Here is a 21,873-nt window from a genome sequence, read left to right as displayed (position 1 = left end):
GGCGGGGCAGCGTTCCACAGAGAAATACGCGCGCGCACGAGCACTTTCCGTCGAGTTCGCGGAAGAGGCGCACACTCCGCCCCGTGCAGCGTCATGTGCAGTCAGAAAGAGCTGAATTACCGGTCCAATGTAGAGCTTCCGTGCGCGACCCCGCATCCCCAGATTTGGTGGTCTCGCCGATAATTCAGCGGAGATCGAAGAAGACTCGATAGGAATTCAGTTGCCCCTCGAGCATGTGAATGCCGTGGTGGACCGGGTGGCCGTGTGCGGCGGCGTGGCGCAGGAGCCGCGTCTCGCGGGGTTTCATGACGATGTCGGCCACCACGCAGTGCCGCGGCAGGGAGTCCAGGGGGAACGGCAGCGGATCTCCCGCGTGCATGCCGAGCGGTGTGGCGTTCACGGCGAGGTCGGCGTCGCGCAGCCGCGGTCCGTCCAGGGCGAACACCCGGCCGGGCCAGTGGGCTTCGAGGCGGGCGACCAGGGCGCCGAGTTTCGCGGGGTCCCAGTCGTACACCCCCAGCCGCTCGACACCGGCGGTCAGGAGGGCCGCGGCGATGGCACTGCCCGCGCCGCCCGCGCCGACGAGGGCGGCGCGCCGGCCGCCCGGGTCGTGGCCGGCCGCGACGAGTCCGGCGACGAAGCCGGATCCGTCGAAGTTCTCGGCGAGCCAGCCGCCGTCGGCCTCCCGGCGCATCACGTTGGCGCTTCCGACGATGTCCACGGTCGGACCGCGGCGGTCGGCCAGCCCGGGAACGGCGACCTTGTGGGGCACGGTGATGAACATGCCGTCGAGGTTGTCCATCCGCTGGAGCCCGCGCACCACCTGCTCGAGGTTCTCCGGACGGGCGTGCACGGGGACGACCACCGCGTCGATCCGCAGGCTCGCGAAGATCGGGTGCATCAGTGTGGGTGCCTGGACCTGGGCGATGGGGTGCCCCAGCACGGCGTACAGGCGGGTGGTGCCGGTGATGGGGATGGCGGGGGGCAGTCCGGTCATCGCAGCGCTGCCCCGGCGACGCCGGCCGCCGCCAGTCCGGCGACGCGGAAGGCGATTTCCCTCGACTGCGCCCCGTTGAGACGGGGGTCGCAGGCCGTGCGGTAGCGGGCCGGCAGGTCGGCTTCGGTCACTTCCGGGGTCCCGCCGACGCATTCGGTGACGTCGTCACCCGTCACTTCGAGGTGGATGCCGCCGGGGTGGGTGCCCAGCCTGCGGTGGACTTCGAAGAATCCGGTGATCTCGTCGGTGATCCGCAGGACGTCGCGCGTCTTGTACCCGTTGGCGGACGTGTGGGTGTTGCCGTGCATCGGATCGCACTGCCAGATCACCTCGTGCCCGGTGGCGGCGACCTTCTCCACGATCGGCGGCAGCACGTCCCGGACCTGTGCGTGCCCCATGCGGCTGATCAGTGTCAGCCGCCCGGGTTCACGGTGCGGGTCGAGCCGTCGCACGTATTCGACGGCCGTGTCCGGGGTGGTGCCCGGACCGATTTTGAGGCCGATCGGATTGGAGAGGAGTTCAGCGAACGCGATGTGCGCGCCGTCGAGCTGGCGGGTGCGCTCGCCGATCCACAGGAAGTGCCCCAGCCCGCTGGACAGCCGGGGCACGGGCCCCGTCGTGTCCACCGTCAGCAGGGACTTCTCGTAGTCGAGCAGGAGCGCCTCGTGGCTGACGTGGACGTCGGGGAACGAACGGACCAGGGCCATCGCGCGCGCCGCGTCGGCGCGGGCCCGCAGCATCCGGTGCGGGTCGGCCGTCCGGGCCGTGAGGGTGGGCTCCACGGAGTTGACCAGGTCGCCGCGGTAGACGGGCAGCCCCAGTGCGTCGACGGCCTGGGAGCGGGGCTTGGCGTACTGGCCGGCCATCCGGGCGATCTTGACGACGGGCAGTCCGGTGCCGTCGGCGAGCACGGAGGCCATGTCCGTGAGCGTGCGCAGGTTGGCCCGCACATGGGCTTCGGTGTTCCCGGCGAAGGTCTCGGCGCAGTCACCGCCCTGGAGCAGGAACGCCTCGCCGCGCGCGACCGCGGCGAGCTGCCTGCCCAGCCGTGCCGTCTCGGCCGGCGTCACGACCGGTTCGGACCGGCTGAGCAGTTCCACCGCGTCGCGGGCCCGTTGCGGGTCCGGCCAGACGGGCTGCTGCGCGGCCGGCCGGGCCAGCGCCGCCTCCAGCCGGTCGAACAGGAGGTGGTCCACCACCGGGTCGGTGCGGGCCGGTCCGTCGAGATCGGCCGGCCACTGGGTCACAAGCTTCATGTCAAACCACATCGGTCGTGGAGGCTCCGGGCACGGTGTCGCCGACGAGGTCGGCCGTCCGCACCCGGGGCATCCGGTCCAGGACCCGGGCGACGACCTCGTGGGGTACGTCGCTCACCAGTTCCGCGCCCTCGGGGCCGTCCAGAACGAAGCCGAGTCCGGTCATCGCCTTCTTGTCGTGCCGCATCAGGTCGATGAGGTCCGCGGCGTCGGCCTCGGCCGGCAGGGCGGTGGGGAGGCCGTAGTACCGGACGACGTCCAGGTGTTCGGCCTCCCGCGCCTCGTCGATGCGGCCCAGGGCTCGGGCGAGCCGGCCCGCGAAGACCGTCCCGATGGCCACCGCCTCGCCGTGGCGCAGTGCGAAGCCGGTGGCCTTCTCCAGCGCGTGGCCCAGCGTGTGGCCGTAGTTGAGCACGTGGCGCAGGCCCGTGTCGCGTTCGTCCCGCTCCACGACTCCGGCCTTGAGGGTGACGCTGGCGGTGATCTGCTCCTCCAGCGGCAGCCCGCGCAGGTCGGGTGCGCCGATGAAGTGGCAGCGGGCGATCTCGCCGAGGCCGTTCAGCATCTCCCGGCGCGGCAGGGTCGACAGGTAGTCGGTGTCGCACAGGACCGCGCTGGGCTGCCAGTACGCGCCGACCAGGTTCTTGCCGGCCGGCAGGTTCACCGCCGTCTTCCCGCCGACGCTGGCGTCGACCTGGGCGAGCAGCGTCGTCGGGAGGTGGATCACGGGGACGCCGCGGTGGTAGAGCGCCGCCGCCAGCCCGACCACGTCGGTGGTGGTGCCGCCGCCGCAGGAGACGACGACGTCGGACCGGGTGAGCCCGAACCGGACGAACTCACCGCACAGCGCCTCCACCGTGGCGAGGGTCTTGTCCTGCTCGCCGTCCCGGGCCGGCAGCAGCAGGGTCTCCACCCCGGTGTCGGGCACCCATTCCTCCGGGCGGGCCGACACCACGACGGCCCGCCTGGCGCCCAGCCGCTGGATGATCTCGGCGAGCGACGTACGCACCCCCGGTCCGATGAGGATGTCGTACGAGTGGTCTCTGAGGCGCAGAGGAATGGAAGCCATCACGTTCTACCGACCCGCCGTCGCCCTGTGCACGCGCGCCGCGGCCCGCTCCTTACGGTCGAATTCGTCCAGCTGGGGATAGGACGGGCAGCCGTACACCCGCCTGAACGGGGCGAACGTGTCCCATTCGGTCCGCCGCCGCATTTCCTGTGCCATGGGGTTGTGCTCACTCCAGAAGTCGCCGCCGATGAGCCGGATCACGTACTTCTCCAGGTCCTCGCGCCGCGTCGAGCGGGCGGCGTCGGCTGCCACCGACACCAGCTCGCCCTCGTAATAGGCGTGGATGAGGCGGATGTACGTGTCGTAGCCCGTCTTGAAGTAGTTGGAATAGGTGTCGAACAGGCGGGTCTCCGCCGCGGGGTCGGCCAGCGCCGCCCCGATCGTCTCGGCCGCGCGGACGGCGGTGGCCGTGGCCACCAGCACGCCGCCGGAGAACATCGGGTCGCCGAAACAGCCCGCGTCCCCGACCATGAGCCAGCCGGACCCGATGACCGTGTCCGAGTGGTAGCAGTAGTCGGTTTCGACCCTGAGGCCGGTGGTGGGGCGGGTTCCGGTCAGCCGCGCGGTGATCCTCGGGATCCTGGCCACGTGCTCCTCGAACGCCTTCTCGGGCGTCGTCGCGCGCAGCACGTCGCGCGGCATGACCGTGCCCACGCTGATGGCGTCCTTCGACAGCGGGATCGCCCAGACCCAGCCGTCGTCGTGGGCGCCGACCTGGATGTCGCCCTCGACGCCGAGGTTGTGGCTCTCGTCGAGTCCCTCGTAGTGCCGGAACAGCGCCACCATGCGGAGCTTCTCGAGGGTCTTGCGCAGTCCGAAGCGGTGGGCGATGCGCCCGGCGCGGCCGCTCGCGTCGACCACGTAGGCCGAACGCAGCTCGTGGCCCCGGCCGTCGCGCTCGTAGCGGACGCCGACCATGCGGTCGCCGTCCATGAGCAGCTCGGTCACGTTGGCCCCGAAGAGGACCTCCGCCCCGGCCGCCCCGGCCTGGTCGGTGAGCATCTTGTCGAACTTGGCCCGCTCGACCTGGAAAGCGCTGGGATGGCGTCCTTCCCCCTGCTTGGTGAAGTCGGCCCGGAAGACGCCCTCGAAGAACTTCGTCTCCGTCGGGTCGATGAACTCGCCGCCGAACTTGGGGACGTAGCCCTGTGCCTCCACGGCTTCGCGGAGCCCGATCTGGTCGAACAGGCCCATCATGTAGGGCAGCAAGGACTCGCCGATGTGGAAACGGGGGAACTCGTCCTTCTCCAACAGGACCACGCGGTGGCCCTGCCGGGCGAGGACCAGGGCGCTCACCGCGCCGGCCGGTCCTCCGCCTATCACGACGACGTCAGCCGATTCTCTTTCCACTGTTCTCCCTTTCGTGTGCCAACTCGGTTCGAATCACATTCGGGATGAGCGGTGTTACGCGTGGGGGGTGGGAGTGCGAAAAACTAGCTGAGCGGGCCGGACACGATGCCGGTGATCAGTGTCCGGTGCTCTGCGTCGTCCATGATCGTGCGCACCTCTTCGCGCCCGTCACGGACCGTCAGGTAGCGCCGCTGCTTCATGACGACCTGGCCGTTCTCGAAAGTCCTGCCGCACAGGACTTCCTTGTCGTCGAGCTTCCCGGGATCGGACAGGATTCCGCGGAAGCAGTCCTCCAGTTCCTTCCAGTCGTTCCATTCCCGGGGGGTCAGGGTGAAGGTGTAGACGACGCTCCACCGGGTGATCGCCCCCCGGCGCTGCAGGGCGATCTCCGTTCCGTGGTCGACCAGCCGGAACTGGCTTCCGTACTGGGCCTGCACCGCGTCGGTGACCAGCAGCGGCTCCATGTAGGAGGGGCCCGGGTAGCCGACGTCCACGAGCCACTGCTCGCCGTCCAGGGACACCGTGTTGAACATGTGCTCGATGCCGAGCCCGAAGGTGTCCCAGCCGGTGGCGGTGCTGCCCGCGATCAGCGTGACCTCGTAGCCCAGTTCGCGGAGCAGCCGGTGGAACATCCGGTTCAGGTGGTAGCACGCACCGCCCTGCCCGTTGATGATCGTCTTCTCGAACATGGCGTCCTCGTCGAGGTCGACGATGTCGATCCCGTCGGCGAGGTCGTAGGCGAAGCTGTTGTACGGAAGCGCCATGAGGTGGCTCTTGTGCAGCTTGCGCAACGTCCCGATGTCCACACCGGTCTCTCCGTCACAGCCTATGCGCTGCAGGTACCTGTTTACGTCGAACATGTCATCACCTCTTTCAGACGGAGACCGCTACGGAACGCGCGGCCTCGTCGCCGCACATCAGCTCGTGCAGGTACCCGGCGAGCAGTCCGGGGGTGGGGTAGTCGAAGACGAGGTTGGGGGAGAGCTTCGTCTCGGTGATGTTGCGCAGCCGGTTGCGGAGCTCGATCGCGGTCAGGGAGTCGAAACCGATCTCGAAGAGACCCTGGTCCGCGTCGAAGTGGTACGTCGGGCTGTAGCCCAGTACGGCGGCCACCTGGGCCCGCACCAGGTCGAGCAGGACCTTCTGCCGGTCGGCGGCGGACAGTCCGGTCAGCCGCTCCGACAGCTTGCGCGGGTCCTCGTTCTCACCGGCGGCCTGCACGAGCTGCCGGCCGGCCCGTACCAGGCCGCGCAGCAGGTGCGGGACTCCCCCGCCGCCCGCGGCCTGGGTGCGCAGCGCCCGCAGGTCCAGCTTGACGGGCACCAGCAGGGCGTGGCCGGAGCCGACGGCGGCGTCGAACAGTTCCATGCCCTCCGCCGGGGCGATGGGCAGCAGGCCGCCGCGCCGGTTCATCCGGTTCCTGGTGAGGTCGTCGATGTGCTCCGCCATGCCGTTGCTCTGCTCCCACAGGCCCCAGGCCAGCGACAGACCGGGCAGGCCCGCCGCCCGGCGGTCGGCCATCAGGCCGTCCAGGAAGGCGTTCGCCGCCGCGTAGCTGCCGCTGCCCGCGCCCATGAAGACCGCCGAGACGGACGAGTAGACGACGAAGGCGTCGAGGTCGAGGCCGCGGGTGAGCTCGTCGAGGTGGCGTACCGCGTGCACCTTGGGTGCGAACACCCTCGCCAGCCGCTCCGGAGTCAGCATCCCGATCACACCGTCATCGGTCACACCGGCGGTGTGGACGACTCCGGTCAGCGGGTGCTCGGCCGGGACCGAGGCCAGCAGCGCTTCCACCTGGGTGCGGTCGGACACGTCGCAGGCCGCCACCGACACGGCGGCGCCCTGTCCGGTGAGTTCGGCGACCAGCTCCGCCATGCCCTCGGCCTCGGTGCCGCGACGGCTGGCCAGCACCAGACTCCGTACGCCGTGCCGCGCGACCAGGTGGCGGGCCACCAGGCCGCCCAGCGAACCGGCGCCCGAGACGAGGACGGTGCCCTCGGGTCCGAAGACCGCCGGAGCACCGGGGGTCTGGGCGGCCGTGCGGGCGAGCCGGGGGACGGAGAGGGCCGTGCCGCGCACCGCGACCTGCGGCTCGCCGCTCGCCAGCACCGCTGCCAGCACCTGTTCGACGGGGACGTCGGCGGCCGGATCGGTGTCGAGCAGGACGATCCGGTCGGGGTTCTCGGCCTGTGCTGCGCGCACCAGACCCCACACGGCCGCTCCGGCCGGGTCGGTCACCGTGCCGTCACCGCCGGCGGGCACCGCGCCCTTGGTCGCGATCACCAGCCGCGATTCCTCCAGCCCGGTCCCGGCCAGCCAGCACTGCACCACCTCCAGCACCTGGCAGGCGAGCCCCAGTACCGCGTCCTCGCCCTCGACGGCGCCGCCGACGGCTTCCATGACGGCCATCGCCGGGGCCGCAGCGCCCGATTCCACGTCGTCGGCCAGTGTCGCCACCTGCTCGGCGGTGGACACGGGCACCCAGGTCGGCGCGGGGTCCGTCCCCTGGGTCAGGGGCAGTTCGTTCCACTTCACCTGGAACAGCGCGTCGGCGCCCGGCGTGCCCGCGGCCGTCTCCAGCTGCTCGGCGGACACCACCCGGCCCACCAGCGAGTCCATCGTGACGACCAGGCCGCCGGTCTCGTCGGCCGCCTGGAACGACATCGCGTCGTCCTCGTTGCGTGCGATGCGTACGCGCAGTACCGAGGCACCGGCCGCGTACAGCTCCAGCCCGTTCCACGCGAACGGCAGCTGAAGCTCCTGACCATCCCCTTCGCCTTCGGCTTCGACGCCGTCGGCGGCCGCGGCGGCGGCGGTCAGCATCGCCGAGTGCAGGGCCGCGTCGAGCAGCGCCGGGTGGATGCCGAAACCGCCGGCTTCCTTGCGGTGCTCCTCGGGCAGGGCGACCTCGGCGAAGAGTTCCTCGCCGCGCCGCCACACCGCCCGCACGCCCTTGAAGGCAGGCCCGTAGCCGTACCCGATCTCGGCGAGCCGGCCGTAGCCGCTGCTGACGTCCACCTGCTTCGCGCCGGCCGGCGGCCAGGCCGCGAAGTCGAACGCGGTGGCGCCGGTGTTCGCGCGGACCGCGACGGCCAGCATGCCGGTGGCGTGCCGCGTCCACCCGTCCGTGCCGCCCTCGCCCGCGGCGTCCTCCCGCTGGGAGTACACGTCCACCGTGCGCGAGCCGTTCTCACGCGGTCCGCCGACCACGGCCTGGACGCGTACGCCGCCGTGCTCGGGCACCACCAGCGGGGCCTCGATCACCAGCTCTTCCAGGACCCCGCAGCCGGCCTCGTCACCGGCGCGGACGGCGAGCTCCACCAGGCCGGTGCCCGGTACGAGCACCACGCCGCGGACCCGGTGGTCGGCCAGCCAGGGGTGCGTGCGCAGCGCGAGCCGCGAGGTGAAGATGAACCCGTCGGAGTGCGGGAGCTGTACGACCGCGCCCAGCATCGGGTGATCGGCGCCGGCAAGGCCCAGCGAGGTAGCGTCGGTCGGCTGACCGGCGGGCCGCAGCCAGAAGTGCTGGTGGTCGAAGGCGTAGGTCGGCAGTTCCACGCGGGTCGCCGTCCGCGGCGCGACGGCCGTCCAGTCCAGCGCGATGCCGCGGACGAACAGTTCGGCCATGGAGGCGTACAGGCGGCGCAGGCCGCCGTCCTCGCGGCGCAGCGAACCGGTCACGACCGCCTGGGTGCCGGCTTCGGTGGTGTCGACGGTTTCGGTGATCGGCTGGACCAGCACCGGGTGGGCGCTGACCTCGACGAACACCCCGTGACCCTGCTCGGCGAGGTGCGCCACGGCCGGACCGAAGCCCACCTGCGCGCGCAGGTTGCGGTACCAGTAGTCGCCGTCGAGGACGCCGGCGTCCTCGATCCACGTACCGGAGACCGTCGAGTAGAACGGCACCTCGGGTGCCTGTGCGTCGACCCCGGCCAGCTCCCCGGCCAGTGCGTCGCGGATGTCCTCGACGTGGCGGGTGTGCGAGGCGTAGTCCACGGCGACCCGGCGGACGCGGACACCTTCGGCGGACAGGGCCTCCAGGGCCTCGTCCAGCGCTTCGGCGTCACCGGCGATGACCACGGAGGACGGCCCGTTGACGGCCGCGACCTCGACCCGGTCGGCCCACGCCTGGATCCGTGTGACCGCCTCGTCCGCGCTGAGCGCGACCGAGGCCATACCGCCGCGGCCGGCCAGCTCCGACGCGATCACCTGGCTGCGCAGCGCGACCACGCGCGCCGCGTCCTGGAGCGAGAGAGCTCCCGAGACGCAGGCGGCGGCGATCTCGCCCTGCGAATGGCCCAGTACGGCGTCGGGCTTGACGCCCACGGAGCGCCATACGGCTGCCAGGCCGACCATCACGGCGAAACTGGCGGGCTGGAGGACGTCGACCCGCTCGATGAGCCCGGGATCGGCCTCGCCGCGCAGCACGTCGATCAGCGACCAGTCCACGAACGGGGCCAGAGCCGCCGCGCATTCGGCGATCCGCTCCGCGAACACCGGGGAGGCGTCGAGGAGTTCACGCCCCATGCCCGCCCACTGCGAACCCTGGCCCGGGAACACCCAGACCACCTTGCCCGGCGTACCCGAACCGGCGCTGCCGGAGACGACGGTGGCCGCGCTCTCGCCCCGGGCCAGCGCGCCCAGTCCGGCCAGCGCCTCCTCGTCCGAGCCGGCCACGACGACCGCTCGCTCGCCGAAGACCGCGCGGCCCGACAGCAGCGCCCCGGCCACGTCCGCGAGCGGTACCGCGTCGGCGCCCTCGGCCGCGTCGACGAACGCCGCGAGCCGCCCGGCCTGCCGTGCGAGCGAGCCGGCGTTGCGCGCGGAGACCACCAGGGGCACGACACCCGCGGGTGCCTGCTCCTCGGTGGCGGTGGAGGTGGCGGGCTCGGCGGGCGCCTCCTCCAGGATCAGGTGCGCGTTCGTCCCGCTGATGCCGAACGAGGACACACCGGCCCGGCGCGGATGACCGTTGCGAGCCCACTCGCGGGACTCGGTCAGCAGCTCGACGGCGCCCGCCGTCCAGTCCACCTGGCTGGTGGGCTCGTCCACGTGCAGCGTCGGGGGCATGATCCCGTGCCGCAGGGCCTGCACCATCTTGATCACGCTGGCCACACCGGCGGCGGCCTGCGAGTGGCCGATGTTCGACTTGAGGGAGCCCAGCCACAGGGGCTGCTCCGGGTTCCGCTTCCGCCCGTAGGTGGCGAGCAGGGCCTGGGCCTCGATCGGGTCGCCCAGCGCGGTGCCCGTGCCGTGCCCCTCGACCACGTCCACGTCGGACGGGACGAGACCCGCGCTGTCCAGCGCCTTGCGGATCACGCGCTGCTGCGAGGGACCGTTCGGGGCGGTCAGGCCGTTGGAGGCGCCGTCCTGGTTCACGGCGCTGCCGCGCAGCACCGCCAGCACCCGGTGACCGCGCTCACGCGCCACCGACAGCCGCTCCAGGGCCACGATGCCCACGCCCTCGGCCCAGCCGGTGCCGTCGGCGCCGTCGGCGTAGGACTTGCAGCGGCCGTCGGCGGCCAGGCCGCGCTGCCGGGAGAACTCCACGAAGGTGCCGGGGGAGGCCATCACCGTGGCACCGCCGGCCAGCGCCATCGAGCACTCGCCCTGGCGCAGCGACTGCGCCGCCAGGTGCATGGCCACGAGCGAGGACGAGCAGGCGGTGTCGATGGTGACCGCCGGGCCCTCGAACCCGAACACGTACGACACGCGGCCGGACGCGACGCTCGCCGCCGACGCCGTGGCCGCGAAACCCTCCAGCTCCGGCGCCTCGCCTGCGCCGGCCCCGTAGCCCTGGCTGGACACGCCGGAGAAGACCCCGACGTCGGTGCCCTTCAACGAGGCCGGGTCGATGCCGGCCTGCTCCATGGCCTCCCAGGAGGTCTCCAGCAGCACACGCTGCTGGGGGTCCATGGCGAGGGCCTCGCGCGGCGAGATCCCGAAGAAGGCCGGGTCGAAGAGGCCCGCGCCTTCGAGGAAGCCGCCCTGGGAGGTGTACGAGGTACCCGTGCTCTCGGGGTCCGCGTCGAAGAGACCGTCCAGGTCCCAGCCGCGGTCGTCGGGGAAGTCCGACATGCCCTCACGGCCCTCGGACACCAGCCGCCACAGACCCTCGGGGTCCCGCACGCCGCCCGGCAGGCGGCAGGCCATGCCGACGATCGCGATCGGCTCGTCGGGGTCCGCGACGGCGGCCGCCGTCGGGACGGGGGCGTCGGCGACCGTGTCGCCGAGCTCGTCGCGCAGGTAGCGGGCGAGGGCCAGCGGGGTCGGGTAGTCGAAGACCAGGGTGGCGGGAAGCTTGAGGCCGGTCTCCTCGCGGAGCCGGTTGCGCAGTTCCACCGAGATGAGGGAGTCGAACCCGGCGTCCTTGAAGGCCGTTTCCGCCCCGACACCGCCCGGCCCGGTGTGCCCGAGCACGAGCGCGACCTGCGCACGCACCAGGTCGAGGAGCAGCGCCTCCTGCTCCGCCGCGCCGAGCCCGGCCAGGCGGCGCACCAGTCCGCCGTCCCCGGCGGAGGCCGCCCGCGCCTGCTGACGGCCCACCCGGACCAGGCCGCGCATCAGCGGCGGCACTCCCGCTCCGGCCGACGCGTCCGCCCGTACGCTGCGCAGGTCGAGCTTGACCGGGACCACCAGGGCCTGTCCGGAGACCACGGCGGCGTCGAACAGCTCCATGCCCTCGACGGCGGATATCGCCTGCACACCACCGCGGTTCATGCGTGCCTGGTCGGCGCCGCTGAGGTGGGCGGTCATGCCGTTGATCTGCTCCCACAGGCCCCAGGCCAGTGACAGACCCGGCAGGCCCGCCGCGCGGCGGCCGGCCACCAGACCGTCCAGGAAGGCGTTCGCCGCACCGTAGTTGCCCTGTCCGGCCGAGCCGAACACACCGGAGGCGGACGAGAACACGACGAAGGCGTCGAGGTCGAGGCCGCGGGTGAGCTCGTCGAGGTGGCGTACCGCGTCCACCTTCGGGGCGAACACCCTCGCCAGCCGCTCCGGGGTCTGCGCCGCGATCACGCCGTCGTCGAGCACACCGGCGGTGTGGACGACTCCGGTCAGCGGGTGCTCGGCCGGGACCGAGGCCAGCAGCGCTTCCACCTGGGTGCGGTCGGACACGTCGCAGGCCGCCACCGACACGGCGGCGCCCTGTCCGGTGAGTTCGGCGACCAGCTCCGCCATGCCCTCGGCCTCGGTGCCGCGACGGCTGGCCAGCACCAGACTCCGTACGCCGTGCCGCGCGACCAGGTGGCGGGCCACCAGGCCGCCCAGCGAACCGGCGCCCGTGACCAGGACGGTGCCCTCGGGTCCGAAGACCGCCGGAGCACCGGGGGTCTGGGCGGCCGTGCGGGCGAGCCGGGGGACGGAGAGGGCCGTGCCGCGCACCGCGACCTGCGGCTCGCCGCTCGCCAGCACCGCAGCCAGCACCGGCTGCACATCGCCGTCACCGGCGGGGTCGGCGTCGATCAGCACGATCCGGTCCGGGTTCTCCGCCTGCGCGGCCCGCACCAGACCCCACACCGCCGAACCGGCCGGATCGCTCACCGCGTTCGCCGCACCGGCGGGAACCGCACCGCGGGTCACCACGACCAGCTGCGACTCCTCCAGCCCGTCTCCGGCCAGCCAGGTCTGGACGGCTTCCAGTACGCGGGAGGTCAGCGCCAGTACGGCGTCCTCACCCTCGCCGCCGACCGCCTCCAGGACCGCCACCGCCGGGGGCTGCCCGCCCTCGGCCAGTGCCGCCACGTCGGCGGCGGAGGACACCGCGGCCCACGAGGGCGCGGGCTCCGTGCCCGAGGCCGCGGGCAGCCCGGTCCACTCCACCTGGAACAGCGAGTTGGCGGTGACGGTGTCCGCCGCCGTCTCCAGCTGCTCCGCGGACACCGGACGGGACACCAGCGAGTCCAGCGTCACGACCAGGCCGCCGGCCTCGTCCGCCGCCGTCAGCGAGACGGCACCGGGCCCGCCGGGCGCCATGCGCACCCGCAGGGCCGTCGCACCGGAGGCGTGCAGCTCGAGCCCGTTCCACGCGAACGGCAGCACCGGCCGCCCGGGCTCCTCGCCCGTCGTGCCCGTGCCCGCGCCGAACATGCCGGTGTGCAGGGCCGCGTCGAGCAGCGCCGGGTGGATCCCGTACCTGGCGGCTTCCTTGTGGTGGTCCTCGGGCAGTGAGGCCTCGGCGAAGAGCTCCTCGCCGCGCCGCCACACCGCGCGCAGGCCCTGGAACACCGGACCGTAGCCGTACCCGCTGTCGACCAGACCGGCGTAGAAGTCCCCGACCTCGACGGCCTGCGCACCGGCGGGCGGCCAGGCGGTGAAGTCGAAGCCGGTGCCGCCGCCGCCCGCCGGAGCGGTGGCCGACAGCATGCCGGTGGCGTGCCGCGCCCACGTGTCGGGGCCGTCGTCGATCGCGTCCTCGCGCTGGGAGTACACGTCCACCGTGCGGGAGCCGTTCGCGCCCGCGCCGCCGACCGCGACCAGGACGCGTACGCCGCCGTGCTCGGGCACCACCAGCGGGGCCTCGATCACCAGCTCTTCCAGCACCCCGCAGCCGACCTCGTCACCGGCGCGGACGGCGAGCTCCACCAGGCCGGTGCCCGCGACGAGCACCACACCGCCGACCCTGTGGTCGGCCAGCCAGGGGTGCGAGCGCAGCGAGAGCCGCGAGGTGAAGACCAGGCCGTCCGACTGCGGCAGCCGCACCACGGCACCGAGCAGCGGGTGGTCGGCGGTCGCCTGCCCCAACGACGCGGCGTCCGTGGCCTGTGCGGCCGGCGGCAGCCAGTAGTGGCGGCGGTCGAAGGCGTACGTCGGCAGGTCCGCCCATGCGGGTCCGGCCGTCTGCGGCAGCAGGCCGCTCCAGTCCACGGCCGCGCCGCGCACGAACAGCCCGGCCACGGAGGTCAGCAGCGTCTGCTCCTCCGGCCGGCCGTCGCGCAGCGCCGCGATGCAGGTCACGTCGGCGTCCGCGGCGGTGGCCGTCTCCTCGACCAGGCCGGTCAGGGCCGCCCCCGGACCCATCTCGACGAACAGGGTGCCGCCGTACGCGACCGCGGCCGCGATCCCCTCGGCGAACCGCACCGGCCGCCGCACGTGCCCGGCCCAGTACTGCGGGTCGGCGAGCTCTTCCGGCTCGGCCAGGCGTCCGGTCACGTTCGAGACCACCGGGATGGCCGGCGTCTTCCACTCGATCCCGCGCAGCTCCGCGGCGAACTCGGCCAGCATCGGCTCCATCCGCAGCGAGTGGAACGCGTGCGAGACCGCCAGCCGCTTCGTCTTGTGCCCCTGCGCCTTCAGCCGTCCGGCCGCGGCGAGGACCACTTCCTCCTCACCGGAGAGCACCACCGAAGTGGGGCCGTTGACCGCGGCGATCTCCACGCCCTCGCCCAGCAGCCCGGCGACCTCCGCCTCGCCGGCCCCGACCGCGACCATGGCCCCGCCCGGCGGCAGCGCCTGCATCAGCCGGCCGCGGGCCGCGACCAGCCGCGCCGCGTCCTGCAGGGACAGCGCACCCGCGGCGTGGGCGGCCGTGATCTCGCCGACCGAGTGTCCGATCACGACGTCCGGCCGCACGCCCCAGGACTCCACCAGCCGGAACAGCGCGCATTCCACCGCGAACAGGCCGGCCTGCGTGAACACCGTCTGGTTGAGGAGGTCGGCGCTGCCCGGCACCTTGCCCAGCACCACGTCGCGCACCGGGTGGTCGACCCACCCGGCCAGCCGTGCGTCCAGCTGCTCGCACGCCTCGTCCAGCGCCCGCGCGAACACCGGGTACCGCTCGTACAGCTCCTGGCCCATGCCCACGCGCTGCGAGCCCTGGCCCGGGAACACCCACACGGCCTTGCCCGGCGCGCCCGAACCGGCCGCACTGCCGGAGACCGCGCCGGGTGCGTTCTCGCCGCGCTCCAGCGCGCGCAGACCGGCCAGTGCCTCCTCGTTCGTACCCGCCACGACCACGGCACGCTCACCCAGCAGCGCACGGCCCGACAGCAGCGCCCCGGCGACGCCCGCCAGGGGCACCCCGCCGTCGGCGGACTCCAGGAACGAGGCCAGGCGCCCGGCCTGACCGGCCAGCGCGCCGGTGCTGCGCGCCGACACGACCAGCGGCACCACGCCCGCGGGCGCCGCCTCGGCGGTGTCCTGGACGGCCTCCTCCTGCGGCGCCTCCTCCAGGATGACGTGCGCGTTCGTACCGCTGACACCGAACGACGACACGCCGGCGCGGCGCGGACGGCCGCTCTGCGGCCACTCCCGGGCCTCGGTCAGCAGCTCCACCGCGCCCTCGGTCCAGTCCACCTGGGTCGTGGGCTTCTCCACGTGCAGCGTGGGGGGCATGACACCGTGCCGGATCGCCTGCACCATCTTGATCACACCGGCGACGCCCGCGGCGGCCTGCGTGTGACCGATGTTCGACTTCAGGGAGCCCAGCCACAGCGGCTGCTCCGGGTCGCGTCCCTGACCGTAGGTCGCCAGCAGCGCCTGCGCCTCGATGGGGTCGCCCAGGGCCGTACCGGTCCCGTGCGCCTCCACCACGTCCACGTCCGCCGCGACCAGCCCGGCGGAGGCCAGCGCCTTGCGGATGACGCGCTGCTGGGAGGGGCCGTTCGGGGCGGTCAGGCCGTTGGACGCGCCGTCCTGGTTCACGGCGCTGCTCCGCAGCACCGCCAGCACCTGGTGCCCGCGCTCGCGCGCCACCGACAGCCGCTCCAGTACGAGCACGCCGACGCCCTCGGCCCAGCCCGTGCCGTCCGCGCCGTCCGCGAACGCACGGCACCGGCCGTCGCCGGCGAGGACCCGCTGCCGGGAGAACGCCACGAAGGTACCGGGGGTCGCCATGACGGTCGCGCCGCCGGCGAGGGCCATCGAGCACTCGCCCTGGCGCAGGGCCTGCGCCGCCAGGTGCATCGTCACCAGCGAGGAAGAGCAGGCCGTGTCCACGGTGACCGCGGGGCCTTCGAGGCCCAGCACGTACGAGACGCGGCCCGAGGCCACGCTCGACGCGCCTCCGGTCCCCGCGAAGCCCTCCAGCTCCGGCGGGATCGCCCCGACACCGGCCCCGTAGCCCTGGGTGAACACCCCGGAGAACACGCCGACGTCGGTGCCCTTCAGCGAGACCGGGTCGATGCCGGCGCCCTCGAGCGCCTCCCACGAGGTCTCCAGCAGCAGCCGCTGCTGCGGGTCCATCACCAGTGCCTCACGGGGCGAGATCCCGAAGAACCCCGCGTCGAAATGGCCCGCGTTCTGAAGGAAGCCACCCTGGTCGGTGTAGGACGTACCCGCGTGATCGGGGTCCGGGTCGAAAAGACCCTCCAAGTCCCAGCCACGGTCCTCGGGGAAGGACGACATCGCGTCCCGGCCCTCGGACACCAAGCGCCACAAGTCCTCCGGCCCCGTCACACCACCCGGGAACCGGCACGCCATGCCGACGATCGCGATCGGCTCGTCCGCGTGGCGCGAGCCCTGCTGACGCAGGGTGTGCAACTCGGTCGTGACGCGCTTGAGGTACTTGAGGAGTTTTTCGTCCGTGGCCATTCTTTAGTCCTTACGAAGGTGTGATGGAACCGCAAAAGCGTGAACTGGTATCAGTTGAGGCCGAATTCACCGTCGATGAAGTCGAAGATTTCATCGGCGGACGCGGATTCCAGTTGCTCCGCCACCGTGGAGGCGTCCGTCGCCTCGAGCACTCCGTTGCACCTGGCCACCAAACCCTGAAGCCGCAGGGCGATACTGGATTTCTGGTCGAGGCGCAGACCGGTGATCAGCGATTCGACGTCCTCGATCTTCGCGTTCAGCAGGGAGAGCGCGTCGTCGCTGGTCCCGAGCTCGTCGCGCAGGTAGCGCGCGATGGTCAGCGGGGTCGGGTAGTCGAAGACCAGCGTGGCCGGAAGCTTCAGTCCGGTCGCCTCGCGCAGCCGGTTGCGCAGTTCCACCGAGGTCAGCGAATCGAACCCGGTGTCCTTGAACGCCATTTCCGCCCGGACGTTCTCCGGTCCGGCGTGGCCGAGCACGACCGCGACCTGGGCCCGCACCAGATCCAGGAGCAGTTGCTCCTGCTCTGCCGCGGCCAGTCCGGCCAGGCGGGCGGCCAGCCCGCCGTCCGTGGCGGACGCGGCCCGGGCCTGCTGCCGGCCCGCCCGGACCAGGCCCCGCATCAGGTGCGGAACTCCCGCACCGGCGGCTGCCTGGGTGCGCAGGGTCCGCAGGTCCAGGTTGACCGGCACCAGCAGTTCCTGCCCGGACGCGGCGGCCGCGTCGAGCAGTTCCATGCCCTCCGCCGCCGTCATCGCCTGCACGCCGCCGCGGCCGGCCCGCGCCTGGTCGGCGCCGCCCAGGTGGGCGGTCATGGCGGTGGCCTGCTCCCACAGGCCCCAGGCGAGCGACTGCCCGGGCAGGCCCGCCGCGCGACGGCTCGACATCAGGCCGTCGAGGAAGGCGTTCGCCGCCGCGTAGTTGCCCTGACCGGCCGAGCCGAACACGCCCGAGGCGGACGAGAACACGATGAACGTGTCGAGGTCCAGGCCCCGGGTCAGCTCGTCGAGGTGGCGTACGGCGTCCACCTTCGGCGCGAACACCTTCGCCAGCCGCTCCGGGGTCTGCGCGGCGAGGACGCCGTCGTCCAGCACGCCGGCGGTGTGGATGACGCCGGTCAGCGGGTGTGCGGCCGGGACCGAGGCCAGGAGGGCCTCCACCTGGCCGCGGTCGGACACGTCGCAGGCCGCGGCCGTTACGGCGGCACCCTGCTCGGTGAGTTCGGCGACCAGCTCGGCCATGCCCTCGGCGTCCGGCCCCTTGCGGCTGGCCAGCACCAGGCTCCGTACGCCGTGCCGGGTGACCAGGTGGCGGGCCACGAGAGCACCCAGGGCGCCGGCGCCCGAGACGAGGACGGTCCCTTCGGTCGCGAAGACCTCGGAGGCGACGGCGGCCTGGCCGCCGGCCCGGACGAGCCGCGGGACGGAGAGGGCCGTGCCGCGGACGGCGACCTGCGGCTCACCGCTCGCGAGCACCTCGCCCAGCACCGATTGCGCTCCCTCGCGGGCGGCCGGGTCGGTGTCGATCAGGACGATCCGGTCGGGGTTCTCGACCTGTGCGGCCCGGACCAGGCCCCACACCGCGGATCCGGCCGGGTCGGTGACCGCGCCGTCGCCGGCGGGCACCGCGCCCCGGGTCGCCACGACCAGCTGCGACTCCTCGAATCCGGCCGCGGCCAGCCACGCCTGCACGGCGCCCAGCACCCGGGAGGTCAGAGCCAGTACCGCGTCGTGGCCGCCGTCGGCGGCGCCGACGGCCTCCAGGAGCGCCACCGTGGGCACGACGCTCTCGGCCAGGGCCTCGATGTCGTCGGCCGCGGCCACCGGCACCCACCACGGCGAGGACTCGGCCGCGTCGACCGGGGGCAGCTCGGTCCAGTCGACCGCGAACAGGGAATCGGCGAGCGCAGTGTCCGCCGTCGTGTCCAGCTGCCCGACGGACAGCGGACGGGACTCCACCGAGTCCAGGGTCACCACGAGGCCGCCGGTCTCGTCGGCGGCCTCGACGGACAGCGTGTCCGGACCGACCGGGGCCAGCCGCACCCGCAGCGCCGAAGCACCGACCGCGTGCAGGACGAGGCCGTTCCAACCGAGCGGCTGCCTCAGCTCACCGGACTCCTCCACCGCAGCACCCGCCACCGCGGCCTGCACGGCAGCGTCCAGCAGCGCCGGGTGAACCCCGAACCCATCGGCTTCCTTGCGCAACTCCTCGGGCAGCACGACCTCGGCGAAGACCTCCTCACCACGGCGCCACACCGCCCGCACACCCTGGAACGCCGGACCGTACGCGTAACCACGCCCCAGCAGACCGGAGTAGAACTCCCCGACCTCCACCACCTGCGCACCGGCCGGCGGCCACGCGGCGAAGTCGAACCCGCTACCGACGACGGCACCGGCCGACTCCGACAGCACACCCGTCGCATGCCGCGTCCACACATCCGCACCAGCCGCGTCCTCACGCAGCGAGTACACCTCCACCGTCCGCGAACCGGCCTCACCCGGACCACCGACCGCGACCTGAACCCGCACACCACCCAACTCCGGCACCACCAACGGCACCTCCACGGAGAGCTGCTCGAGGACGCCGTAGCCGAACTCGTCGCCCGCGCGGACCGCGAGGTCGACGTACGCGGCGCCGGGAACGATCGCCACTCCGCCGATCGTGTGGTCGGCCAGCCAGGGGTGCGTGCGCAGCGAGAGCCGCGAGGTGAAGACCAGGCCGTCGGACTGCGGCAGCCGTACTGCCGCGCCCAGCAGCGGGTGATCGGCGCCGGCCAGTCCCAGGGAGGCGGCGTCGGTGGCCGACTCGCCGGGCTGGAGCCAGTAGTGCTGGTGGTCGAAGGCGTACGTCGGCAGGTCCACGCGCGCCGTCGACCGCGGCACGACGGCCGTCCAGTCCAGCGCGATGCCGCGGACGAACAGTTCGGCCATGGAGGCGTACAGGCGGCGCAGGCCGCCGTCCTCGCGCCGCAGCGAACCGGTCACCACGACATCGGCGTCGGTGGTGTCGACGGTCTCGGTGATCGGCTGGACCAGCACCGGATGGGCACTGACCTCGACGAACACCCCGTGACCCTGCTCGGCGAGGTGCGCCACGGCCGGACCGAAGCCCACCTGACCGCGCAGGTTGCGGTACCAGTAGTCACCATCGAGGACATCGGCGTCCTCGACCCAGCTGCCCGTGACCGTCGAGTAGAATGGAATCTGCGGCGCCTGAGCACCGATCCCGGCCAGCGTCTCGGCCAGTGCCTCGCGAATCGCTTCGACGTGCCGGGTGTGCGAGGCGTAGTCCACCGCGACCCGGCGCACCCGGACACCCTCGGCCGACAGGGCCTCCAGGGCCTCGTCGAGCGCTTCGGCGTCACCGGCGATCACGACGGAGGACGGGCCGTTGACAGCTGCGACCTCCACACGATCCGCCCACGCCTGGATGCGTACGACGGCCTCGGCCTCGGACAGCGCGACCGAGGCCATACCACCCCGACCCGCCAGATCCTTGGCAATCGCCTGGCTGCGCAACGCCACCACACGCGCCGCGTCCTCAAGCGACAGCGCACCCGCCACACACGCGGCCGCGATCTCACCCTGCGAATGACCCAGCACCGCATCCGGCTTGACACCGACCGAGGTCCACACCGCCGCCAGGCCGACCATCACGGCGAAGCTGGCGGGCTGGAGGACATCGACCCGCTCCATGAGCCCGGGATCGGCGTCACCGCGCAGCACATCCATCAGCGACCAGTCCACGAACGGGGCCAGAGCCGCAGCACATTCGGCGATCCGCTCCGCGAACACCGGGGAGGTGTCGAGGAGTTCACGGCCCATGCCCGCCCACTGCGAACCCTGGCCCGGGAACACCCACACGACCTTGCCCGGAGCACTGGAGCCCACCGCGCTCCCGGTGACCACACCGGGAGCGTTCTCGCCGCGGGCCAGGGCCCGCAGCCCGGCCAGGGCCTCGTCGCCCGAGCCGGCCACGACCACCGCACGATCACCGAAGACCGCACGCTCCGTGAGCAGCGCCCCGGCCACATCCGCCAGCGACACCGCGTCGGCGCCCTCGGCGCCCTCGATGAGCGCCGCGAGCCGCTCGGCCTGGCCGGCCAGCGAACCGGCGCTGCGCGCCGACACCATCAGCGGCACGACACCCGTGGCAGGGGCGGCCTGCGCTTCATCGGCGGAAACCTCCTCGGCGGGCGCCTCCTCCAGGATCAGGTGCGCGTTCGTCCCGCTGATGCCGAACGAGGAGACACCCACCCGGCGCGGACGGCCGCCCCGCGGCCACTCCCGCGCCTCGGTCAGCAGCTCGATGGCCCCGTCGGTCCAGTCCACCTGGCTGGTGGGCGCGTCCACGTGCAGGGTTGCCGGGAGCACTCCGTGCCGCAGCGCCTGCACCATCTTGATCACACCGGCGACGCCCGCGGCGGCCTGCGTGTGACCGAGGTTCGACTTGGACGACCCGAGCCACAGCGGCTGCTCGGGGTCCCGGCCGCGCCCGTACGTGGCCAGCAGCGCCTGCGCCTCGATCGGGTCGCCCAGGGTCGTACCGGTTCCGTGGCCCTCCACGGCGTCCACGTCGGAGGGCGAGAGCCCGGCGTTGGCCAGTGCCTTGCGGATGACGCGCTGCTGCGAGGGACCGTTCGGGGCGGTCAGGCCGTTCGACGCGCCGTCCTGGTTGAGCGCGCTGCCGCGCATCACGGCCAGCACCCGGTGGCCGCGTTCCCGCGCCACCGACAGCCGCTCCAGCAGCACCACGCCCACGCCCTCGGACAGCCCCATGCCGTCGGCGCCGTCCGCGTACGCCTTGCAGCGGCCGTCGGCGGCCAGGCCTCGCTGCCGGGAGAAGGCCATGAAGGTGCCCGGCGTGGCCATGACCATCACACCGCTGGCCAGTGCCATGGAGCAGTCGCCCTGCCGCAGCGCCTGCGCCGCCAGGTGCATGGCGACGAGCGAGGAGGAGCACCCGGTGTCCACGGACACCGCGGGGCCCTCGAAGCCGAGGACGTAGGAGACGCGGCCCGAGGCCACGCTCGACGCCGTGGCGGCGCCCGCGAAGGCCTCCAGCTCCGGCGCGACCGATCCGCCGCCGGTGCCGTAGCCCTGGTTGGAGACGCCGGTGAACACGCCGACGTCGGTGCCCTTCAGCCCGACCGGGTCGATGCCGGCGGCCTCCAGCGCCTCCCAGGAAGTCTCCAGCAGCAGCCGCTGCTGCGGGTCCATGGCGAGGGCCTCACGCGGCGATATGCCGAAGAAGCCGGCGTCGAAGAGCCCGGCGTCGTGGACGAAGCCGCCCTGGCTGACGTAGGAGGTGCCCGCGCTGTCGGGATCCGGGTCGATCAGGGCCTCGAGATCCCAGTGCCGGTTGTCGGGGAAATCGGAGACGGAGTCGCGTCCGTCGACCACCAGCTTCCACAGGTCCTCGGGCGAGGACACACCACCCGGGTACCGGCACGCCATGGAGACGATGGCGATGGGCTCCCGCGCCTGGTCCTCGACCTCGCGCAGCCGCTTGCGGGCATCGCGGGCGTCGGCGATGGCCCTCTTGAGGTAGTCGCGGAGTTGTACCTCGTCAGCCACTGAATTCAGCTCCCAGGAAATCGATGTGTGCGAATGCTGTGGGTGGTGGTGCGGTCGGTCCCCGCACCGTCATGCGGGCCGTACGGCCGGGCCCAC

At 72.8% G+C, this 21,873-nt stretch carries 6 protein-coding genes and 1 pseudogene; all 7 read right to left on the bottom strand.

Annotated features, from left to right (window positions below; translation table 11 throughout):
• Window positions 1-184: 184 nt before the first annotated feature.
• Window positions 185-997, bottom strand: a complete 813-nt coding sequence (locus ACTVZO_RS30260) for a shikimate dehydrogenase family protein (protein ID WP_443301332.1) — start codon at window positions 995-997, stop codon at window positions 185-187.
• Window positions 994-2,253, bottom strand: coding sequence for a 3-deoxy-7-phosphoheptulonate synthase (locus tag ACTVZO_RS30255; RefSeq protein ID WP_443301331.1), 1,260 nt, complete (start codon window positions 2,251-2,253; stop codon window positions 994-996). The genes ACTVZO_RS30260 and ACTVZO_RS30255 overlap by 4 nt, the downstream gene beginning before the upstream one ends.
• 1 nt (window position 2,254) lies before the next feature.
• Window positions 2,255-3,322: a 3-dehydroquinate synthase family protein gene (locus ACTVZO_RS30250; RefSeq protein ID WP_443301330.1), complete on the bottom strand. Its 1,068-nt coding sequence runs from the start codon at window positions 3,320-3,322 to the stop codon at window positions 2,255-2,257.
• Window positions 3,323-3,328: 6 nt separating this feature from the next.
• A complete protein-coding gene (locus ACTVZO_RS30245; RefSeq protein ID WP_443303311.1) occupies window positions 3,329-4,645 on the bottom strand; it encodes an NAD(P)/FAD-dependent oxidoreductase in 1,317 nt (438 codons plus the stop codon).
• A gap of 110 nt (window positions 4,646-4,755) precedes the next feature.
• Window positions 4,756-5,532 (bottom strand): arylamine N-acetyltransferase, encoded by a 777-nt coding sequence (locus ACTVZO_RS30240; protein ID WP_443301329.1) that lies wholly within the window; start codon window positions 5,530-5,532, stop codon window positions 4,756-4,758.
• 13 nt (window positions 5,533-5,545) lie between these two features.
• Complete coding sequence (locus tag ACTVZO_RS30235) at window positions 5,546-16,204, bottom strand: type I polyketide synthase (RefSeq protein ID WP_443301328.1); 10,659 nt, start codon at window positions 16,202-16,204, stop codon at window positions 5,546-5,548.
• A gap of 50 nt (window positions 16,205-16,254) precedes the next feature.
• Window positions 16,255-21,738 (bottom strand): annotated as a pseudogene (locus ACTVZO_RS30230) (type I polyketide synthase); the annotation flags it as partial.
• Between the last annotated feature and the right edge of the window lie 135 nt (window positions 21,739-21,873).

Origin of the sequence: Streptomyces sp. IBSNAI002 (assembly GCF_052244475.1) — a bacterium.
GTDB lineage: Bacteria > Actinomycetota > Actinomycetes > Streptomycetales > Streptomycetaceae > Streptomyces.
This window is presented reverse-complemented; position numbering and strand designations above follow the sequence as displayed.

What these genes read in the sequence shown, in the direction of transcription:
- ACTVZO_RS30250 (WP_443301330.1), bottom strand. Translation starts at nt 3,322, where the DNA reads ATGGCTTCCATTCCTCTGCGCCTCAGAGACCACTCGTACGACATCCTC.
- ACTVZO_RS30235 (WP_443301328.1), bottom strand. Translation starts at nt 16,204, where the DNA reads ATGGCCACGGACGAAAAACTCCTCAAGTACCTCAAGCGCGTCACGACC.
- ACTVZO_RS30260 (WP_443301332.1), bottom strand. Translation starts at nt 997, where the DNA reads ATGACCGGACTGCCCCCCGCCATCCCCATCACCGGCACCACCCGCCTG.
- ACTVZO_RS30255 (WP_443301331.1), bottom strand. Translation starts at nt 2,253, where the DNA reads ATGAAGCTTGTGACCCAGTGGCCGGCCGATCTCGACGGACCGGCCCGC.
- ACTVZO_RS30240 (WP_443301329.1), bottom strand. Translation starts at nt 5,532, where the DNA reads ATGTTCGACGTAAACAGGTACCTGCAGCGCATAGGCTGTGACGGAGAG.